This window comes from Streptomyces coeruleorubidus (genome assembly GCF_028885415.1).
In the GTDB taxonomy this organism is placed as follows: domain Bacteria; phylum Actinomycetota; class Actinomycetes; order Streptomycetales; family Streptomycetaceae; genus Streptomyces; species Streptomyces coeruleorubidus_A.
Map to the genome: position 1 here is coordinate 4,996,982 of NZ_CP118527.1, position 14,465 is coordinate 5,011,446.

Sequence of the window (14,465 nt, forward strand, 5' to 3'; positions counted from 1 at the left end):
TTGAACCTCAACCTCCCCCGGATCCCCCGCAGAGGACCCCGCCCGGCCGCCGCGCACCGACGCGGGTTGTCCCGCCGCGCCCTGCTCGGCCGTATCGCCGCGGTCGGCGGTGCCGTGGGCGTCGCCGCCCTGCCCCTCTCGCACTTCCTGTCGCAGGCGTACGCCGACGCGCACAACCCCATCCCGGGCCGCGTACGGGATGCCCTGCGCAGCGCGCAGGACCGGACCCGGCGCGTGCTGGCCGGCTCACGCTCCCACAACGGCTGGCAGATGGAGAACGTCGCGGACGACGGCGGCACCGTCTACACCCGCCCCGTGCCCGGCACCCCGCTGACGGGCATCGCGGTCCGCATGGGCGACGTGGAGACCGTCCTCGTCCACCTGGTGCGCCGGTTCCACTACGAGGTCGACAGGCTGCGCCGGGGTGACGTCACCGGCTGGCACGACCCGTCCGGCGTCGGCAAGGGCCGTCCGGAGTCCAACCTGGCGTCCGGCACGGCGGTGCGGATCCGGCCGGGCTTCTACCCGCGCGGCGCCCGGGGCGGCTTCTTCCCGCAGCAGGAGGTCGTGATCCGCGACATCCTCGCCGAGCTCGACGGCGTCGTCCGCTGGGGCGGCGACGACTCCACGCCCGACGAGTCGCTGTTCTCCATCGACGTACGGCCCGGTGACCAGCGGCTGGCCGAGGTAGCGGCGCGGATCCGCGGCTGGCAGCTGGAGCCGGGAGCCGGTGCGGGCGCCCCCGTGAACGTGCTGGCGGGCAGCCGGCGCAGGGCGGCCCGGGCGCTGGAGCGCCGTCAGCGCACCGCTGCATGACGGACGAAGGGGCTCTGCCGCGGTCTGCGGCAGAGCCCCTTCGGGGTGTCTGTCCTACTTGCTGAAGCCGTAGTTCAGCAGCTTCGTCGCGTCCGACTTCCGGGTGGGCCCGTCGGTCGAGGCGAGGACCGTGCCGATGACGGTCTTGCCGTTCCGCGTGGCGGCGAAAACCAGGCAGTACCCGGCCTCCGGGCCGGAGCCGGTCTTCACACCGATCGCGCCCGAGTAGCTCGCGAGCAGCGGGTTGGTGTTCTCCCACGGGGCCATCGTCCGCGTGCCGCCGGACTTCGTGGTCGTCTTCGCCGTGTACTTCTTCGTCTTGACGACCGTGCGGAACGTGGAGTTCTTCATGGCCGTGCTGGCGATCTTCGTCAGGTCGCGCGGCGTGGAGTAGTTGGCGCCCTTGCCGATGCCGTCGAACGAGTCGAAGTGGGTGTTCTTCAGACCCAGGTCCTTGGCGGTGGTGTTCATCTTGCCGATGAAGGACTTCACGCGCGCCGCCCGCGTCGAGCCCGAGCCGAACTTGTCGGCGAGCGCGTACGCCGCGTCGCAGCCGGACGGCAGCATCAGCCCGTACAGCAGCTGGCGGACGGTGACCTTGTCGCCGACGATCAGCTTGGCGTTCGACGCCCAGTTGTTGTCGACGATGTAGTCGCTGTACGCCTTCTGGATCGTGACCTTGCTGTCCAGGTTGAGCTTCGGCTGCTTCAGCACCACCAGGGCCGTCATGATCTTGGTGGTCGAGCCGGTGGAGCGGCGGGTGTCGGCCGCCTTGGTGTAGAGCGACTTGCCGGTCGCGTTGTTCATCACGTAGCCGCCCTTGGCGGCGATCGAGGGCGCCGTGGCGGCCTGCGCGGGCGCAGCGGTGAGGGCTCCGGTCGCGAGCATGGCGCCGGTGGTCACGGCGGCGGCCGCAGCTCTGCGGAGACGGGTGCCCTTAATGCCGGTTATCAAGTGAAGTACCCCGATTGCGTTGAATGCCCCATCGGTGCGGCCGAGTTGAGGACGAGGGGAAAGGGGCCGCACGTGTCTGACTTGTAACTAGCACACGTGGTTGTGCTGTTGCCGAGGGGGCCCCCGCTTTGCCACAGATGTGTGACATTCGAGTCCGCATACTGGACGAATGCATCCATGCGTACCTGTTGTATCTATGCTGTCGGCATGACCTTGGCCGTGAAGCACCCTCCCGCCGCCGACCGCGTCTACACCCACGTCAAGCAGGGTGTCCTGGAGCGCCGTTACGAGGGCGGGACCCTCCTCACCGAGGGCGAGCTCGCCGAGGCCGTCGGGGTCTCGCGCACGCCGGTGCGCGAGGCGCTGCTCCGGCTGGAGGCCGAGGGGCTGATCCGGCTCTACCCGAAGAAGGGCGCCCTCGTCCTGCCGGTCTCCGCGCAGGAGATCGCCGACGTCGTCGAGACACGGCTGCTCGTCGAGGAGCACGCGGCGCGCAAGGCCGTGCCCGCGCCGGCCGGGCTCATCGAGCGCCTGGAGGAGCTGCTGGCCCGGCAGAAGAAGCAGGCCGCCGCCGGAGACCTCGCGGGGGCCGCCGTCACCGACCGCTGCTTCCACGCCGAGATCGTCCGCAGCGGCGGCAACGAGATCCTCTCCCGGCTCTACGACCAGCTGCGCGACCGCCAGCTGCGGATGGGCGTCGCCGTCATGCACTCCCACCCCGACCGGATCGCCAAGACCCTCGCCGAGCACGAGGAGATCCTCGACGCGCTGCGCGCCGGGGATGCCGAGGCGGCCGTCGGGCTGGTCCACCGGCACGTCAGCTGGTTCTCGCACCTGGCCCGGGGGGAGGTCCGATGAGCGCCACCGCGCTGCCGGGCGATCCGCCGGGCGGCCGGCGCGCGCTGGCCGTCTGGGGCATCGGCGTCTCGGTCTACTTCGTCGCGGTCATCTTCCGCACGTCCCTGGGCGTGGCCGGCCTCGACGCGGCCGACCGCTTCCACGTCAACGCCTCCGCGCTCTCCACCTTCTCCATCCTCCAACTGCTGGTCTACGCGGGCATGCAGATACCCGTCGGCCTGCTCGTCGACCGGCTCGGCACCAAGAAGGTCCTGACCCTCGGGGCGGTGCTGTTCACGGCCGGGCAGCTGGGCTTCGCGTTCTCCCCGTCGTACGGCACGGCGCTCGCCTCCCGGGCGCTGCTCGGCTGCGGTGACGCGTTGACGTTCATCAGCGTGCTGCGGCTCGGCGCCCGGTGGTTCCCGGCCCGGCGTGGGCCGCTCGTCGCCCAGTTCGCGGGGCTGGTGGGCATGGCGGGCAACCTCGTCTCCACGCTCGTCCTGGCCCGGCTGCTGCACGGCGTCGGCTGGACGGCGGCCTTCGCGGGCAGCGCGGCCGCCGGGGCCGTGGTGTTCGTCCTGGTGCTGCTGTTCCTGAAGGACCACCCGGAGGGCCACGAGCCGGAGCCGCTCCCGCACCAGGGCGCGGCCTACGTACGGCGGCAGATCGCCGCCGCCTGGCGGGAGCCGGGGACGCGGCTCGGGCTGTGGGTGCACTTCACGACCCAGTTCCCGGCGATGGTGTTCCTGCTGCTGTGGGGCCTGCCGTTCCTCGTCGAGGCCCAGGGACTGTCCCGGGCCACGGCCGGTGAGCTCCTCACACTGGTCGTGCTGTCGAACATGGTCGTCGGTCTGGTCTACGGGCAGATCGTCGCCCGGCACCACGGGGCGCGGCTGCCGCTCGCGCTCGGCACGGTCGGGACGACGGCGGCCCTGTGGGCGGCGACGCTGGCCTACCCCGGACCGCACGCCCCGATGTGGCTGCTGATCGTGCTCTGCACGGTCCTCGGGGCATGCGGGCCCGCGTCGATGCTCGGCTTCGACTTCGCCCGCCCGGCGAACCCGCCCGAGCGGCAGGGCACGGCCTCCGGCATCACCAACATGGGCGGCTTCGTGGCCTCCATGACCACGCTGTTCGCCGTCGGGGTGCTGCTGGACGCCACCGGCGACGACTACACCGTGGCCTTCTCGGTGGTGTTCGTGCTCCAGGCGCTCGGGGTCGCTCAGATCCTGCGGCTGCGCAAGCAGGCGGCCCGGCGCGAGCGGGAGCGGCTGGTGGCGAGCCGGGTGGAGACGGTGCACGTGCCGGCGTAGGTCAACGGGCCGCCGCCGGTACGAGGGTGAGGTACGCCAGGCCGAGGACGCCGCGGTAGGTGAGCCAGGCGGCTCGGTGGCGGTCGGCGCGCTGCCGGGTCTCCTCCGCCAGGGGGTGGTCGGGGTGCTCGGCGAGCCACACCTCGGTGTCCGCGAGGTACGCCGACTCGAACTCCTCCCATTCGTCGAGGCTCGCGGTCTCCGTCCACTCCGGCCGGAACCCCGCCTCGATCGCCAGGCCGACGAGGGTCGCGAGGTCGGGGTGGTCGGTGGCTTTCGCGTCCGGCCACATGCGGGACAGTTCGGCCGGGGTCGGGGTGCGCTGCCAGAACCCCTCGCCGAGGAGGACGCGGCCGTCGTCGGAGACGAGCCTGCGGAGTTCGCCGAGAGCCTGGGGGAGTCGGCTGCCGAGGGCCTGGCTCGCGCCTACGCACAGGACGAGGTCGGCGGGGCCGTGGGGGGTTCCGGTGGCGGACTCCTCCAGGAAACGGACCCGGTCGGTGAGTCCCCGTTCCTCGGCGGTCCGGCGGGCGCGGGCCAGGTCCTCGGCGTTGATGTCGATGCCGGTGCCGGTTGCCTTCGGGGCGGCGGTGAGGATGCGGAGCATGAGCTCGCCCCAGCCGCAGCCGATGTCCAGGACGGTTGTGGGGGTGTTGCCGGCCAGGCGCGTCACGAGCTGGTCTGCCCGTGCTTCGGACAGGGGGCCGTGGAAAGTGAGGCGGGTGTGGCGGGGCGGGGTGGTCATGCGCAGGGACGGTACGTGAGGTGAGGCCTTGACGGCATGGGGTTTTGCGGCCCTGTCCGTTGGTGCTGAGGCCGGGTGGATGCGCAGCTCGGCGCGGCGAGGTGCCGCTGCGCCCACCCGTGCCGCCCCAGCGGCACGACTGCCCGCGGCTATGCGAGCTTCGGGCGAAGCCCGCAGCTGGGGCTACTGCGTCACCGTGAAGTTGCGCAGGATCGCCGCCGTCAGGTCCGGGTCGCCCTCCGTCTTCACCCTGTCCGTCACCGACTCCGGCGTCGCGCGGCCGCAGGCCAGGCGTACGTACGTCTCCCAGTCGAGGGTGAGCGTGGCGGCGGGGCCGAGGGCGGGGGCCGTTTCGAGGGTGCCGCGGCCCTGGATGTCGACGCGGATCGTGCGCAGGAACTCGACGGGGCCGTGGACGTCGAAGACGACGGCCGAGCTGCGCGGTGCCTGCGCGTCCTCGGCGACCACGCGCGGGAGTTCGCCGAGCAGCACGTCACGGGCGACGTGCGCGCCGGGGGAGTCGAGGTTGCCGGGCCGGCCGAGGGCCGTGCGCAGGTCCTGCTCGTGCACCCACACGTCGAAGGCGTGCCGGCGCATGGACTCCTCGAGGGTCAGCTCCGTGCCGAGCGGGCCGCGCACCTTCGTGCCCGGGTCGCGCGAGTCGTTGCGCAGCTGGCGGTTGCGGCGGATGATCACGTACTCCAGCTCGGAGGTCATCTCCGGGGCCGTGTGGTGACGGCGGACGTCGACCTGCATCTCCATGTAGCGCTGGTGGTCGTTCGTCACGTGGAAGAGGTCGCGCGGCAGCGTGTGGATGGGGCGCGGGTCGCCCAGCATTTCGCAGTCCAGGCCGATGACATGGGAGACCACGTCCCGCACCGACCACCCTGGGCACGGCGTCCGCCGGTTCCACTCGGCCTCCGCGAGCTGCTGGAGCAGCTCGGATATCGCTTCGACGGAGTGGGTCCAGGCGTCGGCGTAGGGCTGGAGGGTGGGATGCAGACTCACGGAACGGGACCCCTCGGCGGTCGGTGCACGGGCAGGTGGTGGCGGCGTTGCCAGTGGGAGGTGGCGGCTGTCGGCGGGTGTCTTGGCAGCTAAGTTACGCTGCTGTGAGGCACCCCGGCAGTCCTTTCGTGTGACGATCGTAGGCCCGCGGGGAAGCCCTTGTGGACGGGTCGAATGCCAGGACGGTGGTAGTGTGCGCGCCTCTGTGATCCAGATCGCCGTAAACGAGGGCGAATCGGTCGAATCACGCCGCCTGCGGGTGGCCTCGATGGTCCGGGACCAGGCCGGGGCCGATCTCGTTGTCCTGCCGGAGCTGTGGACCACGGGCGCCTTCGCCTACGAGGAGTTCGGGCAGGAGGCCGAGCCGCTCGAAGGGCCGACGTACGAGGCGATGGCGAAGGCCGCGAGCGACGCCGGTGTCTGGCTGCACGCGGGCTCGATCCCGGAGCGGGATCCTGAGGGGCCGCTCTACAACACCTCCCTCGTCTTCTCCCCTGCCGGCGACCTCGCCGCCGTCTACCGCAAGATCCACCGCTTCGGCTTCGACAAGGGTGAGGTTGTGCTCATGGGCGCGGGTGCCGAGCTGGTGACGGTCCGTCTGCCGGCGACCACCCTGGGCCTCGCCACCTGTTACGACCTCCGTTTCCCCGAACTCTTCCGCGGTCTCGTCGACGCCGGTGCCGAGACGCTCGTGGTCCCGGCGGGCTGGCCGGAGCGCCGCCGGTCCCACTGGACGCTGCTGGCTCAGGCGCGGGCGGTCGAGAACCAGTCGTTCGTCGTCGGGTGTGGAACGGCCGGGACGCACGCCGGAGTTCCCCAGGCCGGTCACTCGATCGTCGTCGACCCCTGGGGCGAGGTACTGGCCGAGGCGGGCGCCGACGAGGAGGTGCTGACGGTGGAGTTCGACCCGGGGAAGGTCGCGAGGACGCGGGAGCAGTTCCCGGCGCTGAAGGACCGGGTGCTGGGGCTCCAGCCTCCTCTCCGGCAGCCTTAGGGGGTGTGCCGGCCCAGGGCCGTCACTCCTCCCGTTCCTTCTCCGCCAGGTGGATCACACACACCGCCACCGCGATCAGCAGCGCCGGATCCGCGTCCTCGCGGACGACCTCCACGCCGTAGGTGTCCCGTACGGTCAGCCACCGCCGGGAGACGACCGCCAGCAGTTCGCCGTCGTACTCGACGGCGAACTCCCGGTCGAGGATCTTGCCGCTGACGTCCAGCTCGTTGCCGTCGGCCAGGGACACCCGGTAGTGGTTGCGCAGCAGGGACAGCCGTTTGCGGCGGATCGTCGCCAGCGGCTCGCCGCCCCGCTGGAGCACCATCGTGTCGCGCAGGGCGAGCATCTTCTGGTGGATGTCGACGAGGACGCGCCCCTGGGTGTCCTTCAGCTCCCAGGTGTCCCGCAGGCGCAGTGCCTTGCCGTCGACGAGGAACACCTTGGTGCCGCGGTCGTCCTCGATCCAGTAGTCGTCGCCGAAGCCGAGGAGCCGGTCGTACACGAGGAATCTCATGACACCAGGGCTTCCCCGGCGCCCGCTCCGAAACGCCGTCGATAGGCCGACGGGCTGAGCCCGGTCACCCGCCGCAGCCGGTTCCGCAGGTTGGCGGCCGTACCGAGCCCGCTGCGGGCCGCCACCACGTCCAGCCGTTCCTCGCCCCGCTCGATCAGCCGGCAGGCCAGCGTCACGCGCTCCGCCGTCAGCCACGCCAGTGGCGTCGTGCCGAGCTGGGCGCGGAAGCGCCGGTGGAGCGTGGCCGGGCTGACACGCGCGCGTGCGGCCAGGTCCGCCACCGTCAGCGGCTCGCCCAGCCGCTCCTGCGCCCACGCCAGCAGGGGCGCCAGGGACTCGTCCCGCACGTCAGGCACGGGCCGCTCCACGAACTGCCGCTGTCCGCCGTCCCGGTGTGCGGCGAACACCAGCCGCCGGGAGACGTGGTTGGCGATCTCGGCGCCGTGGTCCCGGCGCCAGACGTGCAGCCCGAGATCGAGCGCGGCCGCGCTGCCGGAGGCGGTGAGGAGGTCGCCCTCGTCCACGAACAGTACGTCCGGCTCCAGCAGCACCTTCGGGTGCAGCCGGCGGAAGGAGTCCGCCCAGCGCCAGTGGGTCGTCGCCCGCCGCCCGTCCAGCAGTCCGGCCTCGGCGAGCGCGAAGGTGCCGGTGCAGAAGCTCATGACCCGGGCGCCACGCGCGTGTGCGTGCCGGATGGCGTCGAGCACGGCAGGGGCGCGCGGTACGACGTTGTCCGGCCGGCCGGGCACGATCAGCGTGTCCGCCCGGTCCACGGCGTCCAGGCCCAAGGCGCCCGTGAGCGTGAAGAAGCCGTGGTTCATCCGGATCTCCGGCGCGGGCGTGCACAGCGTCACCTCGTACAGCGGCCCCGGCAGCCCCAGCTCGGGCCGGGGCAGCCCGAACAGCTCGGTGGCCACCCCGACCTCGAACGGGTTGGTGCCCTCGTCGACGATCACGGCGACCTGGTGCGGGCGGTGCGAGGATCCTTGCGGCATGTGCGATTTCTAGCACTCGTGCGAGACGCACGGCACCCTTGAAGATCGCCTCATGACACAGGAACCCGTCTCCCTCGCCCACGCCTTGGCCTCCTTCTCCGAGCAGTGGAGCCCGCGCATCGTCACCGCCGTCAACGACTACGACGTCCGCGTCGCGAAGGTCGAGGGCGAGCACGTCTGGCACGTCCACGAGCACACCGACGAGTTCTTCCTCGTCCTCGACGGCGAGCTGCACATCGGCCTGCGCGAGCCGGCCGGCTCGCGCACGGTCGTGCTCCCCAGGGGCAGCGTCTTCACCGTCCCGCGCGGCACCTGGCACAAGCCGTACGCCCCCGTCCCGACCGCGATCCTCGTGTTCGAACCCACCGGCACCCTCACGGTCGGCGACCGCCACGACGACGTGCCCGAGCACGTGGACGCCACGACCGGCCACGCGCTGGACCGGCTGTCAGTGCCGGATGACACCCTGGACGCATGAACCACTCCGCACCCCGACGGGCCCGCGTCCGCGCCCCCGAGCTGACCGGCAAGGGCGGCTGGCTGAACACGGGCGGGCAGCAGTACACCCTCGCCGACCTGCGAGGACGCATCGTCATCCTCGACTTCTGGACGTTCTGCTGCATCAACTGCCTGCACGTTCTGGACGAGCTGCGCGAGCTGGAGCAGAAGCACCGGGACACGGTCGTGGTCATCGGGGTGCACTCGCCGAAGTTCGTGCACGAGGCCGAGCACCAGGCGGTGGTGGACGCCGTCGAGCGCTACGGCGTGGAGCACCCGGTGCTCGACGACCCGGAGCTGGCCACGTGGAAGCAGTACGCCGTGCGGGCCTGGCCGACGCTCGTCGTGATCGACCCCGAGGGGTACGTCGTCGCGCAGCACGCCGGCGAGGGGCATGTGCACGCCATCGAGCGGCTGGTGGCGGAGCTGGAGGCCGAGCACGCGGCGAAGGGGACGCTGCGGCGAGGGGACGGGCCGTACGTGCCGCCGGAGCCGGAGCCGACGGTGCTGCGGTTCCCGGGGAAGGCGCTGCTGCTGCCGTCCGGGAACTTCCTGGTGAGCGACACGACCCGGCACCAGCTGGTGGAACTCGCCGAGGACGGCGAGAGTGTCGTACGGCGGATCGGGTCCGGTGCGCGCGGGTTCGCCGACGGACCGACGGACACGGCCGGCTTCAACGAGCCGCAGGGGCTCGCCCTGCTCGACGACGGGTCGGTGGTCGTCGCCGACACCGTCAACCACGCGCTGCGGCGGCTGGACCTCACCACCGGCGAGGTCACCACCCTCGCCGGCACGGGCCGGCAGTGGTGGCAGGGCTCGCCCACCTCGGGCCCGGCCCGCGAGGTCGACCTCTCCTCCCCCTGGGACGTCGCCCACTGGCAGGGCAAGATCTGGATCGCCATGGCCGGCGTCCACCAGCTGTGGGCGTACGACCCGGCGGAGGGCACGGTCGCGGTCGCGGTCGGGACGACGAACGAGGGGCTGGTGGACGGCCCAGGGCCCGAGGCCTGGTTCGCGCAGCCCTCGGGCCTCGCCGCCACCCCCGACCGTCTCTGGCTCGCCGACTCCGAGACGTCCGCCCTGCGCTGGGTCGACCCGGACGGCTCCGTCCACACCGCCGTCGGCACCGGCCTGTTCGACTTCGGCCACCGGGACGGCGCCGCCGGACAGGCCCTGCTCCAGCACCCGCTGGGCGTCACCGCGCTGCCGGACGGGTCCGTCGCCGTCGCCGACACCTACAACCACGCCCTGCGACGCTACGACCCCGCGACCGGTGAGGTCACCACCCTGGCCACGGACCTGCGCGAGCCCAGCGACGCGGTGCTCGTCGGCGACGACATCGTGGTCGTGGAGTCGGCCCGCCACCGGCTGACCAGGCTGCGACTGCCTCAGGAGGCGGTGCAGGTGCCCGAGGTCGCCCACCGCACGCAGCGGGCGGCCACCGAAGTCGCCCCCGGGCGGCTCCGGGTGGACGTGATCTTCCAGGCCCCGGCGGGCCAGAAGCTGGACACCAGGTACGGCCCCTCCACGCGTCTGCTGGTCTCCTCCACCCCGCCGGAGCTGTTGCGCGGCGGCGAGGGCGCGGGGACGGACCTCTCCCGCGCCCTCGAACTCGACCCGTCCGTGACGGAGGGCGTGCTGCACGTCTCCGCGATGGCCGCCTCCTGCGACGACGACCCCGACAACGAGTACCCGGCCTGTCACGTCCACCAGCAGGACTGGGGCGTACCCGTCCGCCTCACCGAGGCGGGGACGGACCGGCTTCCCCTGGTGCTCGCCGGGATGGACGAGGCGTAGCCGGGGCAGGTGCGGCTCACACCCCCATGTCCTCCAGGGCGTCCTCGTCCTCCAGGGCGGTGTTGTCCTCCTGGGCGGCCTTCCGGCGCAGGTTCTCCACGTCCGTCTGGAGGCCGATGAGCAGCTTGTGGAGCTCGTCGAGGACGGTCACCGGGACGATGGGCGTGTGGTTGCCGACCTCCGGTTCGAGGAGGAGCAGCCGGTCGAGGGAGTCCCGGGCGGCGGTGACGCTGTGCCGCAGGACCTGCCGGTGGTCGGCGGCGCGCTGGCTGGCGGGCCGGTGGACCTCGTGCGGTCGGCTTCCGTCCGGGCCCGGGAACAAGGCGGCTTCGTCGGAGTCCGAGCCCTCGCCGTCCGTCTCTCCCGCCGTGCCCTCGCCGGAGTCCCCGGTGTCCGCGGGCCCGGTTCCGGTGGCGCCCGGCGCCGGGGCCCCGGACACCGGGCCGGTCGTCGGACCCGACGGGAGCGGCACCAGGGGGGCCTTGGGAGGGTGCGCCTTGAGGGCTCGTTCGGGGTTCGACGCCCAGACGACGTCCCACTGGTGCAGCATCACGGGCACACCGTCGCCGTCACGCTCGATCTGGTCGGGGCTGTCGAGGTCGACCTTGAAGTGGACGTACGGCGTACCTGCCTGCCCCTCGGTCTTCTGCTTGTGGATGAGCTGGCGCATCGTCACGGCGTTCTCGGGCAGGGCGTCGCTGCGGAAGCGGTTCGCGGCCAGCGCGAGGGTCCACAGCCCCACCTCGTTGTCCTGCCGGGACAGGTCCTCGATGACCTGGTTGACGTCGGCGCGGAACGGGACGCCGCCCTTGTCCTTGGCGGCCATCAGCGCCGACCCGACGTTCCGGGTGAGGAGCTTGTCGGCGATCAGCGCCACGCCCCCTGCCACGGCCAGGGTGCAGCGTGCGTCGATGTCGCCCAGCAGTGCGGGCTTGACCAGGCTGGTGAAGTCGTCCGTCGGGAGGGGCTCCCACTCCTGGATGACGTCGGAGGTGAGGACGCCACCGTTGTTCCAGGCGTTGCGCGCCTGGGTGGTCACATGCTTCTTGTACGAGCGCCACGGGAGGTCGATCAGCGGACCGAGGAGTTCCGCGAACCCCTTCAGCCCCATGCGCTTCCCGCCCTTGATGGCTTTGGCCTGGTCCTTCAGCGGCTCCAGGAGTTCCGGCCGGGTCAGGGCGTGCACCAGGTAGACGCTGCGCCACAAGGCGGTGCCGGGCGGTGCCGCGACCGCGTCGGTGGCGAACACCCTGGGGAGTTCCTCGACCGGGATCCGGCCGACGGCCAGTCCGTAGACGATCTGGAGGTCGTCCTTGGGCACCAGCGAGTCGCCCAGTTGGATCACGCGTTTGAGGGCGCGCGTCGCCACCTCGACGTTCTGGGCGGCCGTGTCCCACTGCTTGAACTCGACGTGTACCGAGGCCAGCACGGAGCGGATCGCGTCGTCGAAGATGTCCTCGGCGGCCAGCAGATGCCCGGGGTGTCCTTCCGCCCCGACGGCGATCTGGGCCGGAAGGACGTAGGTCTGGGCGATCTGGGCGGCGCGTGTCCCAGGCTCCTCGGCGGTGATGTCCTGGGCGAACTCCTCCCTGAGCGCCCGGCGCCACCTCTCCCGGCCCGCGGCCAGCCGCTGCCCGAGTGGACTGCCGCCCTGCCCCGGCAGGGTGGCGGGGTTCTTGCCGAAGAGCGAGTCCACCGTGAGCCCGGCCGCCTCCGCCGCGTCCGCGTCCGGCCCGGCGAGCACGGCCCAGGCGCTCGCCAGCCGGGTGATGCCGTCCCGCACCACCAGCGCGTGGAAGGACTCGGTGCCGTCCTCGAAGGTGATCTCGACGGGGTGGGTGATGAGGTTGCGCGTGACCTTGCGGGCCAGGATGGAGGGCGCGTAGCTGTTGAGCGACAAGGTGCCGTGGATGGTCTGCCACACGTGGTTCCGGAGGTGGGCGAGGTCCTGGTACCGGTACCGGACGATGGCGCAGGGGCGGTCCTCGTCGGTGATGCCCTGGACCTGGGGGTCCGGGATCTCCATGACCTCCATGCCGGTGCGGGGCTGAATACCGGGCAGCACCTCGCTCAGGTAGACCCGGGTGACGACCGAGCGCAGGGTCGCGCCGTCGACGTTCTCCACCATCAGCAGACCGGCCGGCTCCTCCGGGGTGGGCCGGAGCTGCACGGCCACCCCGTCGGGGCTGGTCGTGGCGCGGGCGACGGCCTGCCAGGCGGCTTCCGGCAGCAGAGTCACCGGGTTGCCCCGCCCCGCCTCGACCACCTTCGCGAGGTCCGCGTCCCCGGTCGCGACCGGCAGCTCGGGTTCGACATTGGACACCAGCACGGAGTCGGAACCCCACTGCACGGTGAAGGAGCGGGGAGCGTGTACAGACATGGGTGATGGCCTCCGGGGCACAGGAGCGGCAAGGGAGAGGAGAGGTCGGCGAAGTCTGGAGAAGGGGCGTGGTCGTTCGTCGGATCTGGCTCGTCGGATCCGGAGGGAGTGCTCGGCGCCCGGGATCAGCTCGGGAAGCCACCCCCACAGGAACCGGCGGTTGTGCCACCGGGCGTGGTGCCGGCAGGCGCAGTACGCGACGAACTCCGCCGCCTCCAGCAGGTCTCCCGCCTGAGCCGAGGCGTGCGGCGGGGCCTGGTCGGGGTGCCGGGCGGCGGGCGCCCGGTCGGGCGTGAGTCCGTACCAGGTGGTGACGGCCGTGTTGGTACGGACGAGCGCCGGAGCGGATGTTCCGTCCCTGCTGTGACGGGACGACAGCTGTCCGAGGACGGCATCGGCCGTTGCGGCGCGCTCATGCCTCGTCCGCGGGCGGTGCCGACGGTGGTCCCGGGCAGGTGGGCGATCACCTCCAGTCCTCGCCGCAGGACCTGCCGGTAGCTCCACCGTTCGGCCCTGCTCGGACCGCGCAGGGCGGACGGGTGGAGCCACCCGGCGACGGACATGGCCGGTCCGCCGGACAGGACGGTGACGTAGAGGCTCCGGGGCGGGTCGTTCGCGTTCGCGATGAAGGGCGATATGTGATCGGTCCCGCCGCCGGCGGCGGGGGTGGCAGGCTCATGCTCGGAAGCGTTCAAGGCTCAACTCCATTTGCATGACAAGGGATGTCATGGAGCCTCCGCTGCAACGGCGGTGCTCGCGCGTTGCAGGCGCCTCGCTTCGCGCACCGACGAAACTACTGTCTGCGCGATGAGCCACAAAGCCGATTAGTGTAACCAGTCGAACCTGGATCGATATCGATCCGATTCGAACCGATCAGGGCGAGATCAGGCACCGAGATGGTGATTATGCGGCCAAGTGACCCCGAGCCTCGGAATAGTTGTCGAAAAGCCGGGGCAACGGGCTCTGTCCGAGCTTGTCGAGGGCGGCGAGAGTCGATGCGACGGCGACTGTCTGGCCGAGCGCGCTGTTCTTCTCGATGACGAACACGAATTCGTTCTCGGACGTGGGCAGACGCCGGGGCAGTGCGATGAGACCGAGCTTGTCGAACTCCGTGGTGATCTCCTCGCACAGCTCGGCACTCAGACGCTGCCGTTCCGGCGCCGCGTACTTCTTGATGAATCGCATGGAGAGCCGCTTGATGCCGTGATCCACCTCTACGGCGTGAGCGATAACAGTGAAATCCATAACTCAGCACATTACTGAGTTGGTTGCTGAGATGAGCAGATTTTGTCCCGACGGCCTTTCAGAGGTTTGACGGCCCGGGGGCGGGCCTTGCGGCCCTACACCCCGTAACCGTCGCTGTAGCCATCGCGCGTGTGGCGCCGTCCGTCGTCCACGACCGGCGTCGTCGGTGGCACCACCACGCGCCGGCGCCTGGCGATGCTGCTGAACGTCGTGACGCCGATCAGCCCGACGATCATCAGGATGATGCCGACCAGGTCGAGGTTGACCCCCTGCATGTCCCAGTCGGTCGCGAACGTGAGGATGGCTCCCACGGCGATGAGGATGATGCATCCGCCGAGGCCCATGAGTGTCGCCTCCCTGTACGGTCCG

The 14,465-nt window shown here is 71.4% G+C and carries 14 protein-coding genes; 6 read left to right on the forward strand and 8 right to left on the reverse strand.

All coding sequences use genetic code 11. The annotated features are described in order from the left end of the window. A complete protein-coding gene (locus PV963_RS23240) occupies window positions 1-816 on the forward strand; it encodes a twin-arginine translocation signal domain-containing protein (RefSeq protein WP_274817677.1) in 816 nt (271 codons plus the stop codon). A 54-nt stretch (window positions 817-870) separates the two neighbouring features. On the opposite strand, the gene PV963_RS23245 is transcribed toward PV963_RS23240, so the two are convergent. Then, window positions 871-1,770, reverse strand: a complete 900-nt coding sequence (locus PV963_RS23245; protein ID WP_274817678.1) for a D-alanyl-D-alanine carboxypeptidase family protein — start codon at window positions 1,768-1,770, stop codon at window positions 871-873. Between the two features lie 207 nt (window positions 1,771-1,977). Between PV963_RS23245 and PV963_RS23250 the strand changes: the two genes are divergently transcribed. Beyond that, window positions 1,978-2,628: a GntR family transcriptional regulator gene (locus PV963_RS23250; RefSeq protein ID WP_274817679.1), complete on the forward strand. Its 651-nt coding sequence runs from the start codon at window positions 1,978-1,980 to the stop codon at window positions 2,626-2,628. After that, complete coding sequence (locus PV963_RS23255) at window positions 2,625-3,920, forward strand: MFS transporter (RefSeq protein WP_274817680.1); 1,296 nt, start codon at window positions 2,625-2,627, stop codon at window positions 3,918-3,920. The genes PV963_RS23250 and PV963_RS23255 overlap by 4 nt, the downstream gene beginning before the upstream one ends. A 1-nt stretch (window position 3,921) precedes the next feature. Here the strand turns inward: PV963_RS23255 and PV963_RS23260 are convergent, their stop codons facing one another. Together PV963_RS23260 and PV963_RS23265 are read right to left on the reverse strand one after the other, a co-directional pair. Continuing rightward, window positions 3,922-4,665: a class I SAM-dependent methyltransferase gene (locus PV963_RS23260; RefSeq protein WP_274817681.1), complete on the reverse strand. Its 744-nt coding sequence runs from the start codon at window positions 4,663-4,665 to the stop codon at window positions 3,922-3,924. A 183-nt stretch (window positions 4,666-4,848) separates the two neighbouring features. Continuing rightward, window positions 4,849-5,673 carry a maleylpyruvate isomerase family mycothiol-dependent enzyme gene (locus PV963_RS23265; RefSeq protein WP_274817682.1) on the reverse strand — a complete coding sequence of 275 codons (825 nt, stop codon included), beginning with the start codon at window positions 5,671-5,673 and terminating at the stop codon, window positions 4,849-4,851. A gap of 193 nt (window positions 5,674-5,866) precedes the next feature. Here PV963_RS23265 and PV963_RS23270 point away from each other — a divergent pair, with 193 nt between their 5' ends. Continuing rightward, entirely contained in the window at window positions 5,867-6,667 is an 801-nt protein-coding gene (locus PV963_RS23270; protein WP_274817683.1) for a carbon-nitrogen family hydrolase, read from the forward strand. A gap of 22 nt (window positions 6,668-6,689) precedes the next feature. Here PV963_RS23270 and PV963_RS23275 read toward each other — a convergent pair whose 3' ends face one another. Beyond that, window positions 6,690-7,181, reverse strand: coding sequence for an LURP-one-related/scramblase family protein (locus PV963_RS23275; RefSeq protein WP_274817684.1), 492 nt, complete (start codon window positions 7,179-7,181; stop codon window positions 6,690-6,692). Next, window positions 7,178-8,176 (reverse strand): GlxA family transcriptional regulator, encoded by a 999-nt coding sequence (locus tag PV963_RS23280; RefSeq protein ID WP_274817685.1) that lies wholly within the window; start codon window positions 8,174-8,176, stop codon window positions 7,178-7,180. The genes PV963_RS23275 and PV963_RS23280 overlap by 4 nt, the downstream gene beginning before the upstream one ends. Before the next feature lie 52 nt (window positions 8,177-8,228). On the opposite strand from PV963_RS23280, the gene PV963_RS23285 reads away from it, so the two are divergent. Together PV963_RS23285 and PV963_RS23290 are read left to right on the forward strand one after the other, a co-directional pair. Further along, window positions 8,229-8,654 carry a cupin domain-containing protein gene (locus tag PV963_RS23285; RefSeq protein ID WP_274817686.1) on the forward strand — a complete coding sequence of 142 codons (426 nt, stop codon included), beginning with the start codon at window positions 8,229-8,231 and terminating at the stop codon, window positions 8,652-8,654. Continuing rightward, window positions 8,651-10,471 carry a thioredoxin-like domain-containing protein gene (locus PV963_RS23290; RefSeq protein ID WP_274817687.1) on the forward strand — a complete coding sequence of 607 codons (1,821 nt, stop codon included), beginning with the start codon at window positions 8,651-8,653 and terminating at the stop codon, window positions 10,469-10,471. The genes PV963_RS23285 and PV963_RS23290 overlap by 4 nt, the downstream gene beginning before the upstream one ends. A gap of 16 nt (window positions 10,472-10,487) precedes the next feature. Here the strand turns inward: PV963_RS23290 and PV963_RS23295 are convergent, their stop codons facing one another. The 3 genes from PV963_RS23295 to PV963_RS23305 form a co-directional block, all read right to left on the reverse strand. Further along, complete coding sequence (locus PV963_RS23295; protein WP_274817688.1) at window positions 10,488-12,851, reverse strand: hypothetical protein; 2,364 nt, start codon at window positions 12,849-12,851, stop codon at window positions 10,488-10,490. Window positions 12,852-13,754: 903 nt separating this feature from the next. Next, window positions 13,755-14,096 (reverse strand): hypothetical protein, encoded by a 342-nt coding sequence (locus tag PV963_RS23300; RefSeq protein ID WP_274817689.1) that lies wholly within the window; start codon window positions 14,094-14,096, stop codon window positions 13,755-13,757. Between the two features lie 95 nt (window positions 14,097-14,191). Further along, on the reverse strand, window positions 14,192-14,440 hold the full coding sequence (locus PV963_RS23305) for a DUF6458 family protein (protein WP_086600312.1): 249 nt from the start codon (window positions 14,438-14,440) through the stop codon (window positions 14,192-14,194). Window positions 14,441-14,465 lie beyond the last annotated feature (25 nt).